The 20,693-nt window shown below is 69.3% G+C and carries 20 protein-coding genes and 3 tRNA genes; 8 read left to right on the top strand and 15 right to left on the bottom strand.

Features of this window, described 5'->3' with window-relative positions:
• Positions 1 to 113: 113 nt before the first annotated feature.
• Entirely contained in the window at positions 114 to 608 is a 495-nt protein-coding gene (locus E1161_RS14380) for a nucleoside deaminase (protein WP_132623572.1), read from the bottom strand.
• Positions 605 to 1,093: a tRNA adenosine deaminase-associated protein gene (locus tag E1161_RS14375; protein WP_132623570.1), complete on the bottom strand. Its 489-nt coding sequence runs from the start codon at positions 1,091 to 1,093 to the stop codon at positions 605 to 607. Before E1161_RS14375 ends, E1161_RS14380 begins: the two co-directional genes overlap by 4 nt.
• Before the next feature lie 122 nt (positions 1,094 to 1,215).
• Between E1161_RS14375 and E1161_RS14370 the strand changes: the two genes are divergently transcribed.
• Positions 1,216 to 2,187 (top strand): prephenate dehydrogenase, encoded by a 972-nt coding sequence (locus E1161_RS14370; RefSeq protein ID WP_132623568.1) that lies wholly within the window; start codon positions 1,216 to 1,218, stop codon positions 2,185 to 2,187.
• 146 nt (positions 2,188 to 2,333) lie between these two features.
• Here E1161_RS14370 and E1161_RS14365 read toward each other — a convergent pair whose 3' ends face one another.
• Both E1161_RS14365 and E1161_RS14360 read right to left on the bottom strand, forming a co-directional pair.
• A complete protein-coding gene (locus tag E1161_RS14365; RefSeq protein ID WP_132623566.1) occupies positions 2,334 to 2,531 on the bottom strand; it encodes an antitoxin in 198 nt (65 codons plus the stop codon).
• Between the two features lie 772 nt (positions 2,532 to 3,303).
• On the bottom strand, positions 3,304 to 4,356 hold the full coding sequence (locus E1161_RS14360; RefSeq protein WP_132623564.1) for a GlxA family transcriptional regulator: 1,053 nt from the start codon (positions 4,354 to 4,356) through the stop codon (positions 3,304 to 3,306).
• Between the two features lie 44 nt (positions 4,357 to 4,400).
• On the opposite strand from E1161_RS14360, the gene E1161_RS14355 reads away from it, so the two are divergent.
• Positions 4,401 to 5,651 carry an MFS transporter gene (locus E1161_RS14355; protein WP_132623562.1) on the top strand — a complete coding sequence of 417 codons (1,251 nt, stop codon included), beginning with the start codon at positions 4,401 to 4,403 and terminating at the stop codon, positions 5,649 to 5,651.
• A 564-nt stretch (positions 5,652 to 6,215) separates the two neighbouring features.
• On the top strand, positions 6,216 to 6,395 hold the full coding sequence (locus E1161_RS14350) for a hypothetical protein (protein ID WP_132623560.1): 180 nt from the start codon (positions 6,216 to 6,218) through the stop codon (positions 6,393 to 6,395).
• Positions 6,396 to 6,472: 77 nt separating this feature from the next.
• Here E1161_RS14350 and E1161_RS14345 read toward each other — a convergent pair whose 3' ends face one another.
• Positions 6,473 to 7,318 carry a PhzF family phenazine biosynthesis isomerase gene (locus tag E1161_RS14345; RefSeq protein ID WP_132623558.1) on the bottom strand — a complete coding sequence of 282 codons (846 nt, stop codon included), beginning with the start codon at positions 7,316 to 7,318 and terminating at the stop codon, positions 6,473 to 6,475.
• Positions 7,319 to 7,401: 83 nt separating this feature from the next.
• Here E1161_RS14345 and E1161_RS14340 point away from each other — a divergent pair, with 83 nt between their 5' ends.
• Positions 7,402 to 8,286, top strand: coding sequence for a LysR family transcriptional regulator (locus E1161_RS14340; RefSeq protein WP_132623556.1), 885 nt, complete (start codon positions 7,402 to 7,404; stop codon positions 8,284 to 8,286).
• A 108-nt stretch (positions 8,287 to 8,394) separates the two neighbouring features.
• Here the strand turns inward: E1161_RS14340 and E1161_RS14335 are convergent, their stop codons facing one another.
• The 6 genes from E1161_RS14335 to E1161_RS14310 form a co-directional block, all read right to left on the bottom strand.
• Positions 8,395 to 8,913 carry a DUF3291 domain-containing protein gene (locus tag E1161_RS14335; protein WP_132623554.1) on the bottom strand — a complete coding sequence of 173 codons (519 nt, stop codon included), beginning with the start codon at positions 8,911 to 8,913 and terminating at the stop codon, positions 8,395 to 8,397.
• Positions 8,914 to 9,495: 582 nt separating this feature from the next.
• Positions 9,496 to 9,816, bottom strand: a complete 321-nt coding sequence (locus E1161_RS14330) for a chorismate mutase (protein WP_132623552.1) — start codon at positions 9,814 to 9,816, stop codon at positions 9,496 to 9,498.
• Between the two features lie 600 nt (positions 9,817 to 10,416).
• Positions 10,417 to 10,489 (bottom strand) — tRNA-Arg (locus tag E1161_RS14325).
• A 40-nt stretch (positions 10,490 to 10,529) separates the two neighbouring features.
• Positions 10,530 to 10,619 (bottom strand) — tRNA-Ser (locus E1161_RS14320).
• A gap of 80 nt (positions 10,620 to 10,699) precedes the next feature.
• Positions 10,700 to 12,676, bottom strand: coding sequence for an acetoacetate--CoA ligase (locus tag E1161_RS14315; protein ID WP_132623550.1), 1,977 nt, complete (start codon positions 12,674 to 12,676; stop codon positions 10,700 to 10,702).
• Positions 12,677 to 12,742: 66 nt separating this feature from the next.
• On the bottom strand, positions 12,743 to 13,429 hold the full coding sequence (locus E1161_RS14310; RefSeq protein WP_132623548.1) for a dienelactone hydrolase family protein: 687 nt from the start codon (positions 13,427 to 13,429) through the stop codon (positions 12,743 to 12,745).
• Positions 13,430 to 13,625: 196 nt separating this feature from the next.
• Here E1161_RS14310 and hisC point away from each other — a divergent pair, with 196 nt between their 5' ends.
• Positions 13,626 to 14,678 (top strand): histidinol-phosphate transaminase, encoded by a 1,053-nt coding sequence (gene hisC, locus E1161_RS14305; RefSeq protein WP_132623546.1) that lies wholly within the window; start codon positions 13,626 to 13,628, stop codon positions 14,676 to 14,678.
• A gap of 231 nt (positions 14,679 to 14,909) precedes the next feature.
• On the opposite strand, the gene E1161_RS14300 is transcribed toward hisC, so the two are convergent.
• The 4 genes from E1161_RS14300 to E1161_RS14285 form a co-directional block, all read right to left on the bottom strand.
• Positions 14,910 to 15,290, bottom strand: a complete 381-nt coding sequence (locus E1161_RS14300; RefSeq protein ID WP_132623544.1) for a hypothetical protein — start codon at positions 15,288 to 15,290, stop codon at positions 14,910 to 14,912.
• A 50-nt stretch (positions 15,291 to 15,340) separates the two neighbouring features.
• A complete protein-coding gene (locus E1161_RS14295) occupies positions 15,341 to 16,150 on the bottom strand; it encodes a L,D-transpeptidase family protein (protein ID WP_207920248.1) in 810 nt (269 codons plus the stop codon).
• Positions 16,151 to 16,499: 349 nt separating this feature from the next.
• A complete protein-coding gene (locus E1161_RS14290) occupies positions 16,500 to 17,270 on the bottom strand; it encodes an ABC transporter permease (RefSeq protein ID WP_132623542.1) in 771 nt (256 codons plus the stop codon).
• Positions 17,267 to 18,238: an ABC transporter ATP-binding protein gene (locus tag E1161_RS14285; RefSeq protein ID WP_132623540.1), complete on the bottom strand. Its 972-nt coding sequence runs from the start codon at positions 18,236 to 18,238 to the stop codon at positions 17,267 to 17,269. Before E1161_RS14285 ends, E1161_RS14290 begins: the two co-directional genes overlap by 4 nt.
• A 168-nt stretch (positions 18,239 to 18,406) precedes the next feature.
• Here E1161_RS14285 and E1161_RS14280 point away from each other — a divergent pair, with 168 nt between their 5' ends.
• The 3 genes from E1161_RS14280 to E1161_RS14265 all read left to right on the top strand — a co-directional run bounded on the left by E1161_RS14280 (position 18,407) and on the right by E1161_RS14265 (position 20,581).
• The gene (locus tag E1161_RS14280; RefSeq protein ID WP_132623684.1) at positions 18,407 to 18,835 is read left to right on the top strand and encodes a MarR family winged helix-turn-helix transcriptional regulator; all 429 of its coding nucleotides are present in this window, start codon (positions 18,407 to 18,409) and stop codon (positions 18,833 to 18,835) included.
• Between the two features lie 50 nt (positions 18,836 to 18,885).
• A tRNA-Ser gene (locus E1161_RS14275) sits at positions 18,886 to 18,970 on the top strand.
• Between the two features lie 354 nt (positions 18,971 to 19,324).
• On the top strand, positions 19,325 to 20,581 hold the full coding sequence (locus E1161_RS14265; RefSeq protein ID WP_235875021.1) for an MFS transporter: 1,257 nt from the start codon (positions 19,325 to 19,327) through the stop codon (positions 20,579 to 20,581).
• Positions 20,582 to 20,693 lie beyond the last annotated feature (112 nt).

Genomic DNA, 20,693 nt, shown 5'->3' with positions numbered 1-20,693 from the left:
CCACCCGGTGCGCGCCCGACGGCACCGGACGGCCCTGGGCCGAACCGTTCGTGGTCAACGGCCGTTCCGCCCGGTCAGCCCGGACCGAAAACCGCCCTTGGTGAGGCACGGGGTCAGGGGGCGGGAGGTTCGTGGGAGCGGTGGGTGGCGAAGAAGGATTCCAGGAGGGCCGCCGACTCGTCGGCGAGGACGCCGCCGACGACCTCCGGGCGGTGGTTGAGGCGGTTGTCGCGGACGACGTCCCAGAGCGAACCGACGGCTCCGGTGCGTGGTTCCCAGACGCCGAAGACGACCCTGGCCACGCGGGACAGGACCAGCGCTCCAGCGCACATGGTGCACGGTTCGACGGTGACCGCGAGGGTGCAGCCCTCCAGCCGCCAGCCATCGCCGTGGGCGTGGGCGGCGGCGCGCAGGGCGAGGACCTCGGCGTGCGCGGTGGGGTCGCCGTGGGCTTCGCGCCGGTTGCAGGCCTCGGCCAGCACCCGGCCTCGGGCATCGGCGACGACGGCGCCGATGGGCACGTCGCCCGTGGACGGCGCGTCGGCGGCCACCCGCAACGCTGCCCGCACCAGCTCGACGTCGCCGGTGCGGGCTTCGGTGGTGTTCACCGGTACATGGTCTCCAACAGCTTCGAGAAGTCGTCGCCGAACCCGCAGCGCTGGGCGATCATCTCCAGCTGCTCGTCCGGGTAGAGGTCGACCTCCTCGATGATGACCAGCAGCTCGCCCTCGGGGAGCCCGAGGTCGGACAGCACCGCGAGGTTGCCCTCAGGCCAGACCTCCTCGTCGTCCTCATCAGGAGCATCCACGCGCAGCAGGTCGAGCACGTCCCCGGCGATGTCGTAGTCCAGCGCCGCAGCGGCATCGGACAGCAGCAGGTCCACACCCCCCGGGACCGGCCGGATCAGCACGAAGAACTCGTCGTCCACATTGCACATTCCGAACACCGCGCCGGTGGAACGCAGCTCGCGCAACGCCGTGATCGAAGCGTCCAGGCCGGTCAGCACCGAGTTGTCCATCGCGCTGCACCGCCACCGCCCGTCTTCTCGGACCACGGCGACGGCGAAGCCTGCGACCGGCTCCTGCACCGTCATGGAGACACCGTAAAGCGTACGAAGGCCACCCGAAAGCACTATTGCGATTGTCGTATCCATCAGGGGACGGAAAGCGCTCAACCGGGTGCGTGCGGAGCGGCCTCGTCGGGCAGGATGGACGGATGCGTGCCGTGTGCGTGATCGGACTGGGACTCATCGGTGGATCCGTGCTGCGGGCCGCGTCCGGCGCCGGGCGCCCCGCGTGGGGTGCCACCGCGTCGGAGGCGGATGCCGCAGCAGCCCGCGACGATGGTTTCGAGGTGCTCGGAACCGATGCCGCGTTGCGCCGGGCCAAGCAGGAGGACGCGCTGGTGGTGGTCGCGGTGCCGCTGACGGCGCTGCGCGAGGTGCTGCGCAGCATCGCCGAGGTCCACCCTGGCGCCTGGCTCACCGACGTGGTCAGCGTGAAGGACCCGGTCGACTTCGAGGTCCGCAAGCTCGTGCCGAACGCTCGCTACGCCGGCGGTCACCCGATGGCGGGCACTTCGGCCTCTGGCTTCGCAGCCGGGTCGGCGGAACTGTTCCAGGGCGCCGCCTGGGCGGTGACCATCGAGGAGGCCACCACGATCGAGGCGTGGCGCGAGGCCGCTCAGCTGGCGCTGGACTGCGGCGCCCACGTGGTCCCCACCGGCGCCGCCGCGCATGACGACTCGGTCGCCCGCATCTCCCACCTGCCGCACCTGTTCGCGGCGATCCTCGCCACGGTCGGCGCTGACGGAGGTCCGCTCGCGCTGTCGTTGGCGGCGGGGTCGTTCCGGGACGGGACCCGGGTCGCGGGCAGCTCACCGGAGCTCGTCCGGGCGATGACGGAGGGCAACAAGGCGGCCCTCCTCGACGCGGTGGACGACGCACTCGGTCGGCTGGGTGCGGCACGCGGCTCCCTCGCCTCGACCGGCGGCCTCAAATCCACTCTGGACTCGGGCCACGAGGCCCGGAAGCGCCTGGACGACCTGGCCACCGGCGACGCCACGACGACCTCGACGGTCCAGCTCCGCCCGGAAGCCCTGTCCCGCCTGCGAGATCTCGGGGAACTCGGCGGCAGGGTGACCGCCATCGGGGAAGACCGGGCAACGACCCAAGTCCCGGTCGGCTGACGAGCGGCGCCCGAGAGCAGACGAAGAAGAGGTCGCCCTGTGCGTTGGGGCGACCTCTTCTGTGGTGCGCTCCGACCACTGGTCGGGACGGCTTTCGCCTTGCCCCGCCGCCAGCCTCGGCTGGAGCGCCGTAGCTTCGCGTTGTCCTACTGACCGGCAGGCGGAGGCTCTTCCTGATCTCCGGCGACGAAGACCTTGCCCTTCTGCACAGCCTGGTCGACCTGCTGCTCGTGGCCGAACTCCTGCTTGGCCGCGTCACCGGCCCTGTCCACGCCCTGCTCGACCTTGTCGCCGTGCTCCTGGCCGACGTCCTCCAGCGTGCCCTTGAAGTCTCCGAAGCCCATGGTGCGCCTTCCCGTGCCTCGTGCTTGTTCGTACCCCCGGCGAAGCTAAGCTCGATCGCCCGTTCCCGCTGGTTGCGACGCACGGCGTTGGCTCGTTCAGGGGACGCCTTGCGCCCGCTCGGGCACCTACCCGCGGGCGCCCTGATCACCGAGTTCGCAATTCTGGTCAACGAGTCGCGAGAGGTAGCGCATGACGGGGCGGGCGCGGGCAGCAAGCTCGCGATGTTCCCGCTTCGACGAGCTGCTGCGCACCACCGGCGGGCTGGCGGCCGAGGTCGCCTGGTCCTGAACTACACCATCAGGGATACCCCCACGCCTCGTGCGTGCCGACGACCCGCCGACCGCCGCATCGAATTGGTCCAGATCACCCATTCGGACTTGCTTTCGGCACGCTTCGTGACAGGCACTGATATGCTCCATTCACCAGTCGAGATCGATTGCAGCAAGCCACCATTCACGTCGCGAACACTTTCCGGTGACGTCCCGGCGAAGAATCTGCAGACCTCGAAGGCAGCGGGTAGGAATTGAATTGCCTGATCCGGGTTCGATCATTTCCTTTCCAGGGTTCAACGATCACTCTGAGAGTTCGCTGTCTCGCACCATTGTCATCGGCGCCCTCTCGCTGCCCCTCGCCTTCGCCGGAGCCGGCCTCGCAGCCGCTGAGGAGGCAACTGAGATCTGCGGCTCCTCCTGCCAGGTCTCATCGGACCACGAACACGACCGTGTAGGCGGAAGACGACTCCATGACCAGCCTGAAATGCGGGATCGCGGGCTAACCTCCCGAGACTGAGGTCCCGCCGGCCACACCCGGCGGGACCTCACCGCGTCCCGCACTGGAGCACCCCCGAAAAGTTGCTCGATACGAACTGGGGGACACTCCGAGCTCGGTTTGCAGGTGCTGGCGCAGAGAAGCAGCAGTTCCGAATCCTGATTCAGCGGCGATCTCATCGATTGAGAGGTCCGTCTCCTCCAACAGCTGACAGGCGCGTTCCACTCGCTGCCTGGTCAGCCATCGCAATGGCGACAAACCCACCTCATCGCGGAATCGTCGGGTGAAGGTGCGCACGCTCAACGAGTCCTGCGCGGCGAGTTCTCGCAACGTGAGCGGCCGGTCGAGGTGCTCAAGCGCCCACGCGCGCGCTCGCGCGGTCGTCGAGATCCGCGCTTCCGGAACCGGGCGGCGGACGTACTGCGCCTGACCTCCCTCCCGGTGCGGCGGGACGACGGTGGTGCGCGCGACCTCGTTGGCCACCGCAGCCCCGTAATCACGGCGGATCAGGTGCAGGCACAGGTCGATGCCGGACGCCTCCCCCGCCGAGGTCAGCACGTCCCCGTCGTCGGTGTAGAGCACGTCCGGCTCCAGTTCGACCTGCGGGAACAGTCGGCGGAAGTGATCGCAGGACTTCCAGTGCGTGGTCGCGCGCCTGCCGTCGAGCAAGCCGGCCGCGGCCAGCACGAACGCTCCGGTGCAGATCGACGCGATCCGAGCACCGTCCGGGATCCGGGCGAGCGCGGCGGCCAGCTCGGACGGCAGCCGCCCCTCCGTCTCGGTCTCGTCCGGCTCGTGGCTGGCGGGCAGGACCACGGTGCGCGCGCCGTCGAGCGCCTCTGGGCCGCGCTCGACGTGGATCGGGAAGTCCGCGTCGGTGCGGATCACACCCGGCACGACCGCGCAGGTCACGACCTCGTACAGCGGTTCGCCGGACGGCGAGCGGGCGCTGCCGAACAGCTGGTGGACCAGGCCGAGCTCCATCGGCATCACGCCGTCGCGGACCAGCACCGCCACCCGAGTGGACATGGCCCGATCCTTCCACATGTTGGCCATCAGGCCAATCGTCGCGAACCCCACCGGATCGCAGAGTGGGGGTCATGTTCGTTCATCGAGCCTGGTGGGTCGCCGCGGTGACCGCCCTGGTGATCATCGGAGCCGGCGCCTGCGCCACGACCGCCGGCCTGCTGGTGACGCCGCTGCACCACGAGTTCGGCTGGCCGCACGGCACGATCAGCGCAGCCGCCTCGGTGAACCTCGTGCTGTACGGGCTGACCGCGCCCTTCGGCGCCGCCGCGATGGACCGCTTCGGCATGCGCCGGATGGTCACCGCTGCCCTGCTGCTGATCGCCTCCGGCGCGGCCCTCACGACGCTGATGGCCGCGCCCTGGCAATTCGTGCTGGGCTGGGGCCTGCTCGTCGGCACCGGCTGCGGCGCGCTGGCCACGACCTTCGCCGCGCTGGTGGCCGACCGCTGGTTCGCCGCCCGGCGCGGGCTGGTCGCGGGGATCCTCACGGCGGCCACGGTGTTCGGGCAGTTCGCGCTGCTGCCGGTGTTCTCGCTGCTGGTCGACTTCGACTGGCACGCGGCGACCGGCACGCTGGTCGCCATCGCGCTGCTGGTCACCCCGCTGGCCTGGGCGGTGCTGCGGGACCGTCCCGCCGACATCGGTCTGCTCCCCTACGGCGCGACGCAGCCGGAACCGCGGTCCGCGCCCGCGTCGGTGACCCGCGCGGTGCGCGCCCTCCCGTTGCGGAGCGGCCCGTTCTGGTTTCTCGCAGGCACTTTCGCCGTCTGCGGTGCGTCCACCAACGGCATCATGTGGACCCACTTCACCCCGGCCGCCCACGACCACGGGATGCCGACCGGCGTCGCGGCCTCGCTGCTGGCGATCATCGGTGTGGTCAACGTGCTGGGCACGGTCGGCTCCGGCTGGCTCACCGACCGCACGAACCCGCGTCTGCTGTTGACCGCCTGCTACGCCCTCCGCGGCGTCTCGCTGATGCTGCTGCCCGGCCTGTTCGGGCCGTCCGTGCAGCCCGGGATGCTCGCGTTCGTGGTGGTGTTCGGCCTGCTCGACGTGGCCACGGTCCCGCCGACCATCGCGCTGTGCCGGGAGCTCCACGGCGCCGACGGCCCGATCGCCTTCGGCTGGATCAGCGTCGCCCACCAGCTCGGCGCCGGAACCCTGGCTCTCCTCGGCGGCCTCGCCCGAGAACTCACCGGCACCTACGCCCTCCTCTGGCCAACCACCGGCGCCTTGTGCCTGACCGCAGCACTGCTCGCCACCAGCATCCCCCGCCCCGCCGAAGCCCCCGTCACCGCCGATCAAGCGACCTGCGCACGCTGAGACCCAGAGCCTCGGGGTGCCACGCGCGGCAGGACGGGCTCGTACGTCTGGTGCACGACGTAGTCGCAGGAGCCGCGTGGGTCGTCCCCGGTAGGTCCCCGGCAGCTCTTCTTCGACCACGTGCACGTAGCAGGACCCAGACCTTCAACAGCACGAAGAACTCCCGCCGCTCGCCGCCGATCATGACTCCAGACGTGGTCCTCCCACGACATCACCGCGGACTTCCGGCCGAGCGCGACGTCGATCAGCTCGGCGGGTCCGCCCGGCGCGAGATCGACCGGGACGAACGTCACCGAGCGCTCGGCGCACAGCTGCTCCCACTGCTACGTGGGTTCCGGGCTCTCACCACGTGCGCCCCTTTGCCGCCAGCACGGAAGCGGTCGCGAGTTCGACCCCTTGCTACCGCCGGTGACCACGCAGACCGTCTCCACGCATGTGCAGCTCCACGACCACCACTTCGCGGTTCCGCAGACCCGGCCGCTGGCCCATGACGGTCAGCTCCGCCGAGACCTCGGTTCCGCGCGTGGCATGACGAATCGTCGGGGTCGCCCGTATCGTCCAGTTATGCGGAACTCGAAGATTCGAATCGTCACTGCCATCGCCGGCGCTGTCTTCGCACTCGGTGCGACCGCTGGCTGCGACTTCGCCCAGCCCCCGCAGCAGGAGGACCAGCAGGAGCAGCAGGACGGCGACCAGCAGCAGCAGGAAGACGGCGGCCAAGAGCAGGAGGACGGCGACAACTGATCGCGCTGACGCGGAGACCTCTGGAACTCGGAGGTCTCCGCGCCGTTCGCGCCCGCGCGGTGGCCCGGGCGCCCGGCTCAGTCCAGCGGAATCGCGACGGCTCCGCCGGTCACGGTCACGCGGGGGGAGGCGGGGCCGACGTCCACGGTGATGCGGCTCGGGCGTCCCATGTCCTCGCCCTGGATGACCGTCAAGCGGCGGGGTTCGGTCACGCGGCCGAGGCTTCGCAGGTAGCCGCCGAGGGCTGCGGCAGCGGCACCGGTGGCCGCGTCCTCCACCACACCGCCGACCGGGAAGGGGTTGCGGGAGTGGAAGACCTCGTCGTCCTGCTGCCACACCAGCTGGAGCGTGGTCCAGTTCCGTTCCAGCATCAAGGACTTGAGCCCGTCGAAGTCGTAGTCCAGGTCTGCCAGACGCCCCCGGGTGCGCACGGCGAGGACCAGGTGCTCGTTGCCCCCGAAGGCGACGTGCGGCGGTAAGGCGCTGTCGAGGTCTTCGTCGTTCCACCGCAGCGCCTTCAGGGCTTCCCGGACCTCGACCTCGGTGGCGGCGCGGCTCGTCGTGGCGACGCTGCGCAGGCCCGCTCGGACGGCGCCGGATGAGTCGGCGCTCGTGCTGATCGCGATCTCCCCCGCCGGGGTGTTGAAGTGGAGGTCGCCGGTCGTGGTGCGCTCGGCGAGTGCGACCGCGGTGGCGACGGTGGCGTGCCCGCAGAAGGCGACCTCGGCGAGCGGGCTGAAGAAGCGGAGGTCGAAGCGCCGCGGCCCGGTGGGGAAGGCGAACGCGGTTTCGGAGTAGCCGACTTCGGCGGCGATCTGCTGCATCCGGGTCTCGTCCAGGCCCCTCGCATCCAGCACGACACCGGCAGGGTTGCCGCCGGTGGGGGTCGAGGTGAACGCGGCGTAGCGGTGGATTTCAGCCATGCGTCCACTGTCCACCAGCTCTTCCATTCGTTCAAACGATGGATTTCGATCGCATCGATCGAACTTCCCGATAGCCTTGGGCTGTGGAAACCGATCTGCTGCGCACGTTCCTCGCCGTGGGGCGTCGCGAGAGCTTCACGGCCGCCGCGGCGGAGCTGAACCTGGTCCAGTCGACGGTGACCAGCAGGGTCAAAGCGCTGGAGAAGGCGCTCGGCGCCCGCCTGCTCGATCGCCTACCCGACGGCGCCCGGCTCACCGACGCCGGTCAGCGCGCCGTCGACCACGCCCGCACCCTCCTCGACGCCGAGCACAGGCTGATCGAGGACACGGCCTCCACGGAGCCTGCCGGCGAGGTCGTCATCGGCGCACCCGAGTCGGTCTGCGCCTACCGCCTGCCGAGGGCCGTCGCGGCGCTGCGGCAGCAGCACCCCGGGATCACGGTCCACCTGATCCCCGCCGGAACCCGCGAGACGTTCCAGGGGGTGTTGGAAGGACGCTTCGAACTCGGGCTGATCCTCGACCGCGCGGCGGCTCCGAGGCCGCTCAGCCTGCTGCCCATCGGGACCGAGCCGATCGAGCTGGTCGCCGCCCCGGTCCATCCGAGCACCCGCGAGGAGATGACCTGGCCGGAACTGGCCGAGCACTCCTACTTCCTGCTCGAAGAGGGGTGCGGCTACAGCGACGAGTTCGTGCGAGAACTCGAACGGCACAGCCCGATCCGTCCGCGAATCACGCGTTTCGGCAGCATCGAAGCCGCTCGCTCGTGCGCCGAAGCCGGCCTCGGCCTCTCGGTCCTGCCCGAGGTCGCGTGCGCCGACGCGCTCCAGAACCACCGCCTGCGAACCCTTCCCCACCCGCCACGTCCCGACGCACCGCTGGCGTTCGTGCTCGACGAGCGGAGGTGGCGATCCCCGACCGTCGAGGCGATCACCCGGACCATCGCCGAGTCCTTCCACACCGACCGGTGAGCACCAGTTCAGGAATCGATCGCGGTGTTTCTACAGACGTGCGCCCGTAGGGATTCGACTTCACGGTCTGGAACGAGATCGCCGATCAGCCCGGCAGCGAATGAGGCGTCATGCAGGGCAGAGCCAGTCGTCGGCACCGCGAACGGGTTCCTGCGGCGTTGCACCAGTGTCGGGCGATGGGTAGCTCGTGCGCAGCGTGAAGGCGTACGGGGCAGGTCCGTGGCTGCGCAGGTGGAGAAGGCGTTCTTCTGCCTCCTCGGTGGCCGGGCGGTGTCCGGCGGGGATCCACCAGCAGGCCGTGTAGGCCTCGCTCATGCGCTGGAACCATTCGCGGCGGCGCTTGAGGACCCGGCGGTGCAGCTCGCCGTGGACGAAGGCTGCGAGGGAATCGACATCTCGCCAAACGGACATGTTGACGATGACGCCGGAGCTGTCGCCCACGTCCCAATGGAAAGCGCGGATCGCTGTGGCGTCGCCGTCCTCGGTCTGCAGGCGCCATACGAAGCCTGGTGCGGCCTCGGCGGCAGCGTTCACCGGATCGAGCGCTGCTACGAAATCTACGAGCTGGGGATCGTCTAGTGGGGCTGCGAGACGAGCGATGTTGACCTGGGCGAGTTCGTGGGGCATGGCCGAATCCTGACAAGGAGCACCATGCTTGTCACGCCTCGTAGCACCTCTGGTGCAACGCTGCACCGATCTGCGAAGAGGGTTCGATGACCTGCTACTTCGTTCGGAAGACCGCTGCTAGCGGGGACAGATGGCTGCGGTCGGCACCAACTGCGTCACGACGACTGCGGGCTTGCCCGATCGGTTGGTCAGCTCGAACGTCGCGAGCGCCCACCAGTCACCGACGCCTGATGCCAAGCAATCAGGACGCCGGGAACCGTCGCGGCGACGTTGATGCCACCCGCTCGAACGCGGAGCGGGGTGTTGCCGCAACCGATGCCCCGTTGTGGCGGGAGCACCTGCGCCAGGCGGACCCAGATGGGCTCGGGGTGTCCGGCCGTCGCCGTGTGCCCTGCCAGCCCATCCCCGCCCTCGTTCGCCACCTGGTGCCCGCTCCGACGTGAAGTTTGGTCGGGTCGGCCAGAGAGGTGCAGCGACCGACCCGCGCCGAGCTTTCTGGACCTTCCCCATCCTCCAGCCCGACACCCCGAGGCTAGAACACGCGTGCGAATGATCGCCAGTTCGGGTTCGTCCTCGATCGAGCTACTTGCGCTCGTCGCTGTCGAGCGTGGCGTGGATGGTCAGCTCGGCTTCGATGAACGCGCTGATCATGGCGCGGAAGGTTGCTTCCACGACGTCGGGGTTTGCGCCGGTCTCCATCGCGGCCGTGCGTGCGCGAGTGATGATGTGGTCGATGCGCGACTGAGGCCCCCGAACTTCTGCTCCGTTCCGCTTGAAGCCGGCTGCTCGCTGGACACACCGACCTCGGGCCGCGAGGAGGTCGACGAGCTCGCGATCAATCGCGTCGATGTCAGCCCTGACCTGCTCAAGGCTGTCGGGTTCGAGGTCGTCGAAGTCGGTCATGATCTCCTCCGTGGCGGGTTGATCGTTCGGGCCGGAACCGCATCCGCGCACCGAGTTGATCTCTGGTGGGACTCGTCCTCGTCCCTGCCTAGTTCCAGGCCGGCAACTGAACGCGCGGTTCCGATCGAGGTGGTCGTTGGTGGAGGTGAAGCGAAAGCAGGGAGAACGGACCACGAGCAGGCAATCAGTTCAGCAGCACGTCCCCGCAGCTCGGGGCTGGTGCGGTAGGTCGGTCCCTTCCCTGGCGGCGCTGCTCTGCGACTTGCGCACCTCACACGAGAGCCGCGGACCAGATCCGCGAAGCTGCGGTGGCCGTGGATTGACGGGGGCAGCACGGCAAGAGAGCGGTGCAGCAGTGATCCACGCGGTGAAGATCCGGAACGCGCATTCGACTATCGCGTACGACCTAGTGGTCCGCTGGTGGAACCACGCTGGCATTGCCTGCGTGGGCAGCAACGCTCCTTCTCGGATCGACCCGTTCTGCTCACCGTCTAGATCGGCGAACCGCCCTCCCGCGGTCGCCAGCGGCGACGCTGGGAGCGAGGCGCAAGAGCAAGAAACCCCCAGGTAACTGGGGGTTTCTGCTGTCTCGACCAGACGTGCGCCCGTAGGGATTCGAACCCCAAACCTTCTGATCCGTAGTCAGATGCTCTATCCGTTGAGCTACGGGCGCTTGTTCAATTGTCGGGTCCCACCCTGAGGTAGGGCCCTTGCGGAGGCTCCGGGATTTGAACCCGGGAGGGGGCGTAACCCCCAACCGCATTAGCAGTGCGGCGCCATAGACCAGACTAGGCGAAGCCTCCCGGCGTCCTTCGCGGCCACCGGAGAAAACTTTACACACCCCCTCAGCTCCGTCGAACAGGGGGGTCCCCCACTCCCCCGTTCACTTCCTCGCAGTGTTGCTGAGCTGCACGAACGGCTCCAGCGACGCCGGGTTCTGGAGGGCGTCGCGGCTCACGGCCCGCTCCGGCGGGGTGCCGGCGAGGATCTTCTTCACCGGAACCTCCAGCTTCTTGCCGTTCAAGGTGCGCGGCACCTCGTCGACGACGATGAAGCGGTTCGGCACGTGGCGCGGCGACAGCTCGGTGCGCAGCGCGGCCTTCAGCTCGCCGATGACGTCCTCGAGCTCCGCTCCCTCGGCCATGACCAGGAAGCACAGGAGTTCGCCGTCGGTTTCGCCCGCACCGGAGGTGTCGATCACCAGGGAGTCGGCGATCTGCTCGAAGCCCTCGGCCACGCGGTAGAACTCGGCGGTGCCCATCCGGATGCCGCCGCGGTTGAGGGTCGAATCACTCCGGCCGTAGATCACCAGCGAGCCACGGTCGGTCATCCGGACCCAGTCGCCGTGCCGCCACACGCCCGGGAACGCGTCGAAGTAGGACTCGCGAAGCCGGCTCCCGTCCGGGTCGTTCCAGAAGAACACCGGCATCGTCGGCATCGGCTTGGTCAGCACCAGCTCGCCGACCTCCTCGTGCAGCTCCTCGCCGTACTCGTCGTAGGAGGCCGCCGCCGCGCCCAGCAGCGGGCAGGAGATCTCGCCCAGCCACACCGGGACGTCCGGGCTAGCGCCGACGAACGCCGTGCACAGGTCCGTGCCACCGGACATGCTGGCGATCTGCACGTCCGCGCCCACCGCGTCCGCCACCCAGCGGAAACCGTCGGTGGTCAGCGGAGAACCGGTCGAACCGACCGCGCGCAGCGCCGAGAGGTCGAACGCGTCCTTCGGGCGCAGCTCGCGCTTCAGGCAGCTCTGGATGTACGGGGCCGACGTGCCGAAGAAGTTCACCCGGTAGCGGGCCGCCAGCTCCCACAGCGCCGACAGCGACGGATACCCCGGGCTGCCGTCGAAGAGCACCAGCGTGGTCCCGGTCAGCAGGCCGCCGATCAAGAAGTTCCACATCATCCAGCCGGTGGTGGTGAACCAGAAGAACCGGTCCCCCGGTCCGAGGTCGCAGTGCAGTCCGATGGCCTTGAGGTGCTCCAGCACCATGCCGCCGTGCCCGTGCACGATGCCCTTCGGCAAACCCGTCGTCCCCGACGAGTACAAGATCCACAGCGGGTGGTCGAACGGCACAGGCGTGAACTCCAGCGCCGCGCCCCGGTGGTCGGCCAGCAGCTCCGACCAGTCCAGCGCGCCCGGCAGCCGGTGCTCCTCGCCGAGGTAGTCGATCAGGACGGTCGCGGCCAAGCCGGGCATCTCCGCGCGCAGCTGGTCGACGGTCTCGCGGACGTCGAAGCGGCGACCGCCGTAGCAGTAGCCGTCGACTGCGATGAGGACCTTCGGCTCGATCTGCACGAAGCGGTCGGCCACGGCGCGGGGGCCGAAGTCCGGCGAGCACGACGACCACGTCGCTCCCAGGCTCGCGCAGGCCAGGAACGCAACCAGCGTCTCCGGGCTGTTCGGCGCCAGCGCGGCGACCCGGTCGCCCGCACCGACGCCCAGCTCGGCGAGCGCGGAGCGGGCCGCGGCGACCCGGTTGCGCAGCTCGCCGTAGCTGATCTCCTCGCTGCGGCCGTCCTCGCGCACGAAGACCACCGCGAGGTCCTCATCGCCCTTGCCCTCGCCGTCGCGGAGCGCGTGCTCGGCGTAGTTCAGCGTCGCACCCGGGAACCAGCGGCCGCCGGGCATGACCTCCTCGGCCAGCACCTCGTCGGCGCGCTCGTGGAAGATGACGTCGAAGAACTCCGCGATCGCCGCCCAGAAGCCGGTCAGGTCGGCCACCGACCACTCCCACAAGGCGCGGTAGTCCGACACGTCGAGTCCGCGCTCATCGCGCAGCCAAGCGCGGAAGGCGGCCATCCGGCTGGCGGCCACTCGTTCCGGACTCGGTTCCCACAGCAGTTCCGGTGCGGTCGTCATGGGCTACTTCCTAACCCACGGGACGCCCTCCCTGCCAGGGCGAACATCACCCCGCAGCGCGCCGCTTCAGCGGAGGTGCAGGTCGAACCAGTTGCGTGCGCGGCGCAGCGCCTCAGCGGCGGCGTCCGCGTCGAGGTCGAAGCGGTGACCTGCACCCGGGTAGCGGACGACGTCGGCGACGACCTCGGCGGCGTCGGTGATCTCGCGGAGCTTGTCGACCTCGCCGGCCTCGACGTCGTCGCCGTAGAGACCCAGCCACGGGCACGCCAGCTCACCGGCGACGTCCACCAGCGGCGGCAGCTCCGCCGACAGCGGTTCGATGATGCCGCTGCCGCCGACGCTCACCGCAGCGCCGAGCGAACGGCTGGAGGCGACCACGAGAGCCGCCGAACCACCGATGTCGAAGCCCACGATCCCCTGCCGGTCTGCGGGAACGCCCTGGTCGGACAGCCAGAGGAACGCGGCGTCGGTGTCGGCCAGGATCGACTCGCCCGAGAGCTTGCGCACCTGCTCCTGCTCGCTCTGGTCCTCTGCGAGCTCGTCGGTGCCGTCGCGGTGGTACAGGTGCGGGGCCACCGTGAGCCAGCCCTCCTGGGCCAGGAGGCTGCAGAGCTTGCGCACCCGCTCCGTGATCCCGCGCGCCTCGTGGAGGAAGACCAGGCCTCCGCGCACCACGTTGTCGGGCTCGGCGACGGTCAGCCGCAAGCCCGTTCCGTCGGTGAGCGCGATCGTCTCGGTACGGGTTTGGATCATGTCCGGCAGGTAACCACAGGTAGGTAAACATCGAGCAACACGGTCATCCATACGGACCAACACTCGGCCGAAGAGCACCTCATCGTGATCGGGATCGACTGTCCGCTCCCCGGGGGCGGGAAGCGGACAGTGGTGGTGTGGGAGCGGGGGACGTCGTACTAACGTCCTGTTTGACGGATCGAGGTAGGAGATGTCGATGAGCGTGCGCACCCGTGCCGACCTGGAGCAGTTGCCGCCCTACGTGGCGGGCCGGACCGTGCCCGGTTCGATCAAGCTGGCCAGCAACGAGGTCTCCGAGGGACCGCTGCCCAGCGCGGTGACCGCGATCAACCAGGCCGCGACCGAAGTCCACCGCTACCCCGACATGGGGGTGAGCGCGCTGACCGAGGCCCTGGCCGCGCACTACGACGTCGCGCCCGAGCAGATCGCGGTCGGCTGCGGCTCCGTCGCGCTGTGCGAGCAGCTGGTGCAGGCGACCTGCACCGCCGAGGACGAGGTCATCTTCCCGTGGCGGTCGTTCGAGGCGTACCCGATCATCACGCAGGTGGTCGGGGCGAGGCAGGTGAAGGTGCCGCTGACCGGCGAGCACGCCCTGGACCTCGAAGCGATGCTGGCGGCGATCACCACGGCGACGCGGCTGGTGTTCGTGTGCACGCCGAACAACCCGACCGGCACCCTGGTGCGCGAGGCCGAGCTGAACGCCTTCCTCGACCGCGTGCCCGGCGACGTCCTGGTGGTGCTCGACGAGGCGTACTTCGAGTTCGTCGACGACCCGGAAGCGCCGGACGGCGTGGAGATCACCCGGGTTCGCGACAACGTCGTGTCGATGCGGACCTTCTCGAAGGCCTACGGCTTGGCCGGGCTGCGCGCCGGTTACGCGATCGCTCCAGCGAAGGTCGCCGAGGCCCTGCGCAAGGTCACGATCCCCTTCAGCGTCAACGCTCTCGCCCAGACCGCCGCCATCGCTTCCCTGCAAGCCCAGGACGAGCTCCGCAGGCGCTGCGCTGACGTGATCGCCGAGCGCGGCCGGGTGCACCGCGAGCTCGTCGCGATGGGCTACGAGCTCCCGGAGACGCAGGCCAACTTCGTGTGGCTGCCGCTCGGTGAGCGCACCACCGCGATGAACGAGCACTGCCTGGAGAACCGGGTCGTGGTGCGGGCGTTCGTCGGCGAAGGCGCCCGGGTGACCATCGGCCAGACGCACGAGAACGACGCGTTCCTGGCCGCCGCGAAAACCTTCGGCGGCTGACGGAAACCCGCTCTCCCGCAGGAGAAGAGCAACGGTGGTGGCCGGCGAAGAGAGGGGGAGTACTTCGCCGACCACCACCACTGCGGATGCGGTCGTTCGAGCCGAAACGACCGCACTCTCTACGCGTAGCGATCTACGCAGCACCGGAATGTAGTGGCGGGCCGGGCCAGCCGCTACATAAGCGACAGGGGTCCACCCGTTCAGGTGGCTAGCCCATCCATCCAGGTGGACTTAGCCGGTCACCGCGTGGTGGCCTTGCACCGCGACGGGCGCCGGGGCCTCGGGCAGCCGCTCCTCGCCGGACGAGACCTCGAGCTGCTGCTGCACGGCGGGCGGTTCGGTGGGCTCCTCGTCCAGCTGCACGCTCGAGTCCTCCACGATCGGAGCGTTCGCCGCGCACACCACGTTCTGCGGGGACGCGACCGGCACGACCGCGCCGAGGATGGCGATGTTGTTGCCGCACAGCTGAATCGGCAGCACGCTCATGTTGTTGTCGTTACCGACGTTGACGCCGTCGTTGTCGGTGCTGTCGGCGAAGGCCTGAGCGCCGCCGAGGACCATGCTCGCGGTGCCCACGGCCAGCGAGCCCGCCAAGTAAGCAGTCTTGCGCATAGATCGCTTCCTTTACCTTTTCCTGGTGTGGAATTTCACCCATGGCGGAGTCACCGCAGGTGGACGAGCGTGCCCAGTGGCAGTGTTGCCAGCAGGCGCAGCGCGTCGTCGGGGACGCGTACGCAGCCGTCGCTGTCGGCCTGGCCGAAGACCGAAGGGTCGGGCCAGCCGTGCAGCGCGACCGTGCCCGGCCCGCCTCCGTACGTGCTGAAGGTGTTGGAGTGGATGCCCAGCGGCAGGATGATCGGGCTGAACTTCGTGACGGTTTCCTCGATCGCGGCCATGATGTACGTCCGGCCGCGCGGCGTGGGGGATTCCGTCGCCCCGACGCCGACCACCCACTCGCCGATGACGGCACCGGCCCGGCGCACCGTCAGCCGCCGAGCGTCGATCTCGACGTCGACCACGTAGGGCGTGCGGGCGCGTTCGACCTGGTCGTCTTCCAGCACCCAGCCGGTGGCGCCGTTGGGCCGGGAGGGCAGCAGGACCTGGGCCCACCGGCCGTGTTCGGCGATCACCGGCACCCACGTGGGGTTGTTCAGCTGCTTGGCGGGCAGCTTCGCGAACACCGGCCCGCCGGGCGACTGGTGCACGGCCACATCGGCGTGCACCCGCAGCACAACCCCCTCCGTCAGCCCACCGGGGGCGGGATCGTCCGGGGCGGTGGGGAATTCGGTGAACGTGGTGGCGTCGGCCTGCATGCCCAGGTCGGCCTTGGCCATCGCGTACGGAGGTCGTTCGACCGGCGCGATGACCGCCGCCGCGCAACCGGTCGGCGCGAGGCACGCCAAGCCCAGCGCGGCGGCCGTCAGCGACCGCACCACGCGTGCGGTGCCTCCGGCTGTGCGACGTAGGCTCATCATCGGCTCCCGGCCCGTTGGCGCTGCGGCCCTCCGGGCCGAAACGCCTTGTGGGGCCCGGAGGTGGGCAGCTGATCGGAGATCACATGCCGACGAGAAGTTATCCGGGCGTTCCGACACCACCACATCGGCCCGCGCATTGGCCGCGAGGAGAACTTGGCCTCTGATCAGCTAAAACAGGCTTCCCGACGAGTCGCCGGAAGCTCGTTACTGAGCAGTGATCACCTGATGGTGTAGATCTTTTAACTCGTTCGAGCGGCTGCTAGGAGCGTTTGAGAACGCGGCGGCATCGGATGGTCGGGTGTGGTGCTCAGCGTGCACCGCCGAGCGAGCCCACCCCTCAACAGCTCTAGTCGAGAGCGCGGCGCAGGAAGAACTTGATCCCGAGCGCGCCGAAGAGCGCCGTCGCGAACAGCAGCGCCAGCACGCACACCCACGGAGCCATGTGCGGGATCTCCGGCAGCAGCGCGCCGCGCATGCCCTCGCTGACGTAGGTCAGCGGGTTGATCGCGCACAGCACCTGGAACCAGCGCAGGTGCTCCAGCTGCGCCCACGGGAACTGGGTCGCACCGGTGAACATCAGCGGCGCCAGGATCACCGCGAACATGATGTTGATGCGCCTCGGCGGCACCGCCGCACCCACCGTCAGCCCGACCGCGGCGCCCGCCGCCGACCCCAGCACCATGCACAGCAGCGCGAACGGAAGACCGCCCAGGTCCCAGTCGATCCGGCCGAGCATCCACACGCCCATCGGCACCATCAGCACCGCCGCGAACAACCCGCGCAGCGCGCCGAAGAGCATCTTCTCCACCGCCACCCAGCTGATCGGCAGCGGCGCCAGCAGCCGGTCCTCGATCTCCCGCGAGTACGAGAAGTCCAGGACCAGCGGGAACGAGGTGTTCTGCAGCGCCACCAGGAACGCGTTGAGCGCGATCATCCCGGGGAGCAGAACCTGCGCGTACCCGGGCTGGGTGTAGCCGAGCTCGCCGAGGACCTTGCCGAAGATGAACAGCAGCGCCACCGGCTGCACCAGCACCTGCGCGAGGAAGCTCGGCAACTCCCGGCCGGTGACGAAGACGTCCCGCCCGAGCACGGCGAGGAAAGCACGAGCGGAACTCATCGCAACTCCCGTCCGGTCAGCTCGATGAAGACGTCCTCCAGCGTCGCCGAGCCCAGCGACAGGTCGCTGACCGGAATGCGCTGCTCGTGCAGGGTCTGCGCGATCGGGCCGAGCAGCGCGGCCGGCTCGGCGCCGACGTAGAGCCGGAGCCGCAGCTCGGCGGCATCGTCGGTACTGATCCGCTCGACCCGGTGCACGCCGCGGACCTCGGCGAGGAGGTCGATGATCTTGTCCGGGTGGTGGCCGTCGGTCAGCACCGTGGCGTCGAGGGTTCCGCTGCCGGGCAGCGAGCGGATCAGGGCTCCTGGGGCGTCCAGGGTCAGCAACTGGCCGTGGTCGACGACTCCGACGCGGTCGGAGAGCTTCTCGGCCTCGTCCATGTCGTGCGTGGTGAGCACCACCGTGACGCCCTGGTCGCGCAGGTCGTTGATCCGGTCGTGGACGAACAACCGGGCCTGCGGGTCCAGCCCGGTGGAAGGTTCGTCGAGGAACAGCACCTCGGGCTCGTGGATCAGCGCTCGGGCGATCATCAGCCGCTGCGCCTGACCGCCGGAGAGGTCGTCGACGCGGGCCTTGGCCTTGTCGGTCAGGCCCATCCGGTCCAGCAGCTCGTCGGCCAGCCGATGCCGTTCGGTGCGCGGAACACCGTGGTAGGTGGCGTGCCAGATCAGGTTCTGCCGCGAGTTGAGCGAGCGGTCCAGGTTCACCCGCTGCGGCACGACGGCGACCTTGCTTCGCGCGGCCACCGGGTTCGCGGCCACGTCCACCCCGGCGACCATCGCTCGTCCGCTGGTCAGCTCCACCCTCGTGGTGAGGATGCCGACGGTGGTGGTCTTGCCCGCACCGTTGGGCCCGAGCAGTCCGAAGACCTCGCCCGCCCGCACCTGGAAGGACAGCCCGTCGACCGCGTTGGCGCGACTCTTGGGGTAGCGCTTGACCAGCTCGCTGACCTCGACCGCGACCGACACATCGACCCCCTGTTCCGCACTCGATGCTAGTCGCGGGAACCGGAGGTCAGGCAATCCGTTTTCGACCGAAGGTTCCCCGACCTGGACACGCGGCACCGCAGACCTCGGTAACCTGACCGGGTGAGTGAGGCGACCGAGCAGATTGCCCCCTGGCTGGGCGACACGGAGATGACGGCCTGGCGCGCCTACATCGTGGGCAGCGCGTTGCTTGAGCACCGGCTGAACCGAGAACTGCAGGTCGCGCACGGCCTGTCGATCGCTGACTACGAGATCCTCGTCTCGCTGTCGGAGGCTCCGGACATGCAGATGCGGATGAGCGAGCTTGCGAACGGCGTCGCACATTCCAAGAGCCGCATGTCCCACCAGATCCGCAGGATGGAGAGCGAGGGGCTGGTCCGCCGACAGGAGTGCCCGCAGGACGGGCGAGGCGTGCTCGCGGTCCTCACCGCGGAGGGCTTGGCCAAGCTGCGCGAAGCCGCCCCGTCCCACGTCCAAGGCGTCCGTGACCACATGATCGACCTGCTCGACCCCGACGAGCAGAAAACCCTCGCGGCAGTCTTCAGCCGCCTCACCGACCACCTCCGCGGCTTCGAATGACCCCGGACCGGTTGTAGGCCCACCACCCGGAGTTGGCTACGCTGCGGCGTGGAAGCGTGGCAGAGCGGCCGAATGCACTCGCCTTGAAAGCGAGCGTCGGGAGACCGACCGCGGGTTCGAATCCCGCCGCTTCCGCTCAGCTGACCAGCATAAACAGGACCCGGCGGGGATCTCCCCCACCGGGTCCTTTTGGTCGTGGTAGCAGTTTTGGTAACAGTCGCGCCCCGTCAGTCCGTCCGCGACGGTTCGGGCACGCCTCTGGCAGCGGAAGAGCCGTGCGCGCGGTGAGCCGCTCCGGCCCATCATCGACGACGAGCCGTTCGGCGACGTCAGCCAGCTGATCGAGGTCGTGTGTGAGGCACGCACCGCGCGATGGTGGAGCACGCGATCCACGAGAGTCCTCCTTCGCGGCTTGTGATCTCGTTCCACGGCGGTTCCCCTGCGCGTCCCGGACCGGCAGCATCCAGGAGTGATCGCGCGGAGGGCTCGGTGAGGATTCGTCGGAATTCGCTGTGGGGTGACCGCGATTTCCGACACCTGTGGGTCGCCGACGGGCTCAGCCAGATCGGCACGAGGATCAGCTTCGTCGCACTTCCACTGCTGGCACTCACCGAGCTGAACGCCTCGGCGTTCCAGGTGTCGGTGCTGGTGGTGCTGGAGACGGCCGCCTTCCTGGTGCTGGGGCTGCCGGTGGGCGCGTGGTGCGACGGCTGGCGCAACCGCCCCGTGCTGCTGATCGCCGATGTGGGACGGGCGGTGGCGTTGGGTTCGCTGCCGGTCGCGGCGGCCTTCGGGGCGCTCACGCTCGGGCACCTGTACGCGGCAGTGGCCGTCACCGGCGTCTTGACCGTCTTCTTCGACGTCGCGCACCAGACCTACCTGCCGCGGCTGGTGGAGCGCGCGCACCTGGTCGAGGGGAACTCCAAGCTCCAGATGAACATCTCGATCGCCGAGGTCTCGGGGCCTGCCGCCGGCGGGCTGCTCGTCCAGTGGCTGACCGCTCCCCTCGCGATCGTCGTCGACGCCCTGAGCTTCGTGTGGTCAGCCGCGTGGCTGCGCTCGATCAAGCGCACCGAACCCCGGCGGGAGCGCCGAACCGACCGCCGGTTGATCAGCGAGATCCAGGAGGGACTTCGGTTCGTCTTCACCCACAGGCTCCTCCGCGCGATCGCGTGCAGCGGGGCCAGCGTCGTGTTCTTCCAGGCCGGGAGCGTCGCGATCACAGTCACCTTCCTGACCGTCGACATCGGACTGACGCCCGGGGAGGTCGGGGCGCTCACCAGCGTCGGCCCGCTCGGAGCGGTGGCGGCCGCGCTGACCACGGGCGCCATCGCGCGGCGGATCGGGCAAGCGCGTCTGGTGCGGATGGCGATCATCGGCATCGGAGCCGGGATGCTGCTGGTACCGCTGACCGGACCCGGCCGGCACCTCACTTGGTTCGCCGTCGGCGGCCTGATCAGCGGGTTCAGCCTGGTCGCGTTGAACATCGCGGAGGTCAGCTCCCGCCAGGCGCTGTGCCCGGACCACATGATGAGCAGGATGAACGCCACGATTCGGTTCATGTTCCGCGCAACGGCGCCGTTCGGGGCGCTGCTGGGAGGCGTGAGCGCCACGCAGCTGGGAATGCGGCCCACCTTGTGGATCACCGGCGCGGGGGTTCTGCTGTCGTCGGCTTGGCTGCTGAGCTCACCCCTCGGTCAGGTCCGAGATCTCCCGTTGGACCAGGCCTCCCCTGCGCGTCCGTGAGGTCACCACGCCGACGGGTTAGGACCGACGTCGATCATGGACGGTTCGGACCAGAACTGCCCGGGGCGACCACATCTTCGGTCAGCGGCCTTCGGGCAGCGGTCGACACGCT

It is taken from the genome of Saccharopolyspora aridisoli (assembly GCF_004348445.1).
In the GTDB taxonomy this organism is placed as follows: Bacteria; Actinomycetota; Actinomycetes; order Mycobacteriales; family Pseudonocardiaceae; genus Saccharopolyspora; species Saccharopolyspora aridisoli.
The sequence above is the reverse complement of the archived record's forward strand: the minus strand, read 5'-3'. Positions and strand labels throughout refer to the sequence as shown.

Excerpts from the sequence above, each read along its gene's own strand:
- E1161_RS14300 (WP_132623544.1), bottom strand. The coding sequence starts at position 15,290 with ATGCGCAAGACTGCTTACTTGGCGGGCTCGCTGGCCGTGGGCACCGCG.
- E1161_RS14365 (WP_132623566.1), bottom strand. The coding sequence starts at position 2,531 with ATGGGCTTCGGAGACTTCAAGGGCACGCTGGAGGACGTCGGCCAGGAG.
- E1161_RS14370 (WP_132623568.1), top strand. The coding sequence starts at position 1,216 with ATGCGTGCCGTGTGCGTGATCGGACTGGGACTCATCGGTGGATCCGTG.
- E1161_RS14280 (WP_132623684.1), top strand. The coding sequence starts at position 18,407 with ATGACGGCCTGGCGCGCCTACATCGTGGGCAGCGCGTTGCTTGAGCAC.
- hisC (WP_132623546.1), top strand. The coding sequence starts at position 13,626 with ATGAGCGTGCGCACCCGTGCCGACCTGGAGCAGTTGCCGCCCTACGTG.
- E1161_RS14330 (WP_132623552.1), bottom strand. The coding sequence starts at position 9,816 with ATGACCGACTTCGACGACCTCGAACCCGACAGCCTTGAGCAGGTCAGG.
- E1161_RS14360 (WP_132623564.1), bottom strand. The coding sequence starts at position 4,356 with ATGGCCAACATGTGGAAGGATCGGGCCATGTCCACTCGGGTGGCGGTG.
- E1161_RS14290 (WP_132623542.1), bottom strand. The coding sequence starts at position 17,270 with ATGAGTTCCGCTCGTGCTTTCCTCGCCGTGCTCGGGCGGGACGTCTTC.
- E1161_RS14375 (WP_132623570.1), bottom strand. The coding sequence starts at position 1,093 with ATGACGGTGCAGGAGCCGGTCGCAGGCTTCGCCGTCGCCGTGGTCCGA.
- E1161_RS14335 (WP_132623554.1), bottom strand. The coding sequence starts at position 8,913 with ATGCCCCACGAACTCGCCCAGGTCAACATCGCTCGTCTCGCAGCCCCA.
- E1161_RS14295 (WP_207920248.1), bottom strand. The coding sequence starts at position 16,150 with ATGAGCCTACGTCGCACAGCCGGAGGCACCGCACGCGTGGTGCGGTCG.
- E1161_RS14355 (WP_132623562.1), top strand. The coding sequence starts at position 4,401 with ATGTTCGTTCATCGAGCCTGGTGGGTCGCCGCGGTGACCGCCCTGGTG.
- E1161_RS14315 (WP_132623550.1), bottom strand. The coding sequence starts at position 12,676 with ATGACGACCGCACCGGAACTGCTGTGGGAACCGAGTCCGGAACGAGTG.
- E1161_RS14345 (WP_132623558.1), bottom strand. The coding sequence starts at position 7,318 with ATGGCTGAAATCCACCGCTACGCCGCGTTCACCTCGACCCCCACCGGC.
- E1161_RS14310 (WP_132623548.1), bottom strand. The coding sequence starts at position 13,429 with ATGATCCAAACCCGTACCGAGACGATCGCGCTCACCGACGGAACGGGC.
- E1161_RS14350 (WP_132623560.1), top strand. The coding sequence starts at position 6,216 with ATGCGGAACTCGAAGATTCGAATCGTCACTGCCATCGCCGGCGCTGTC.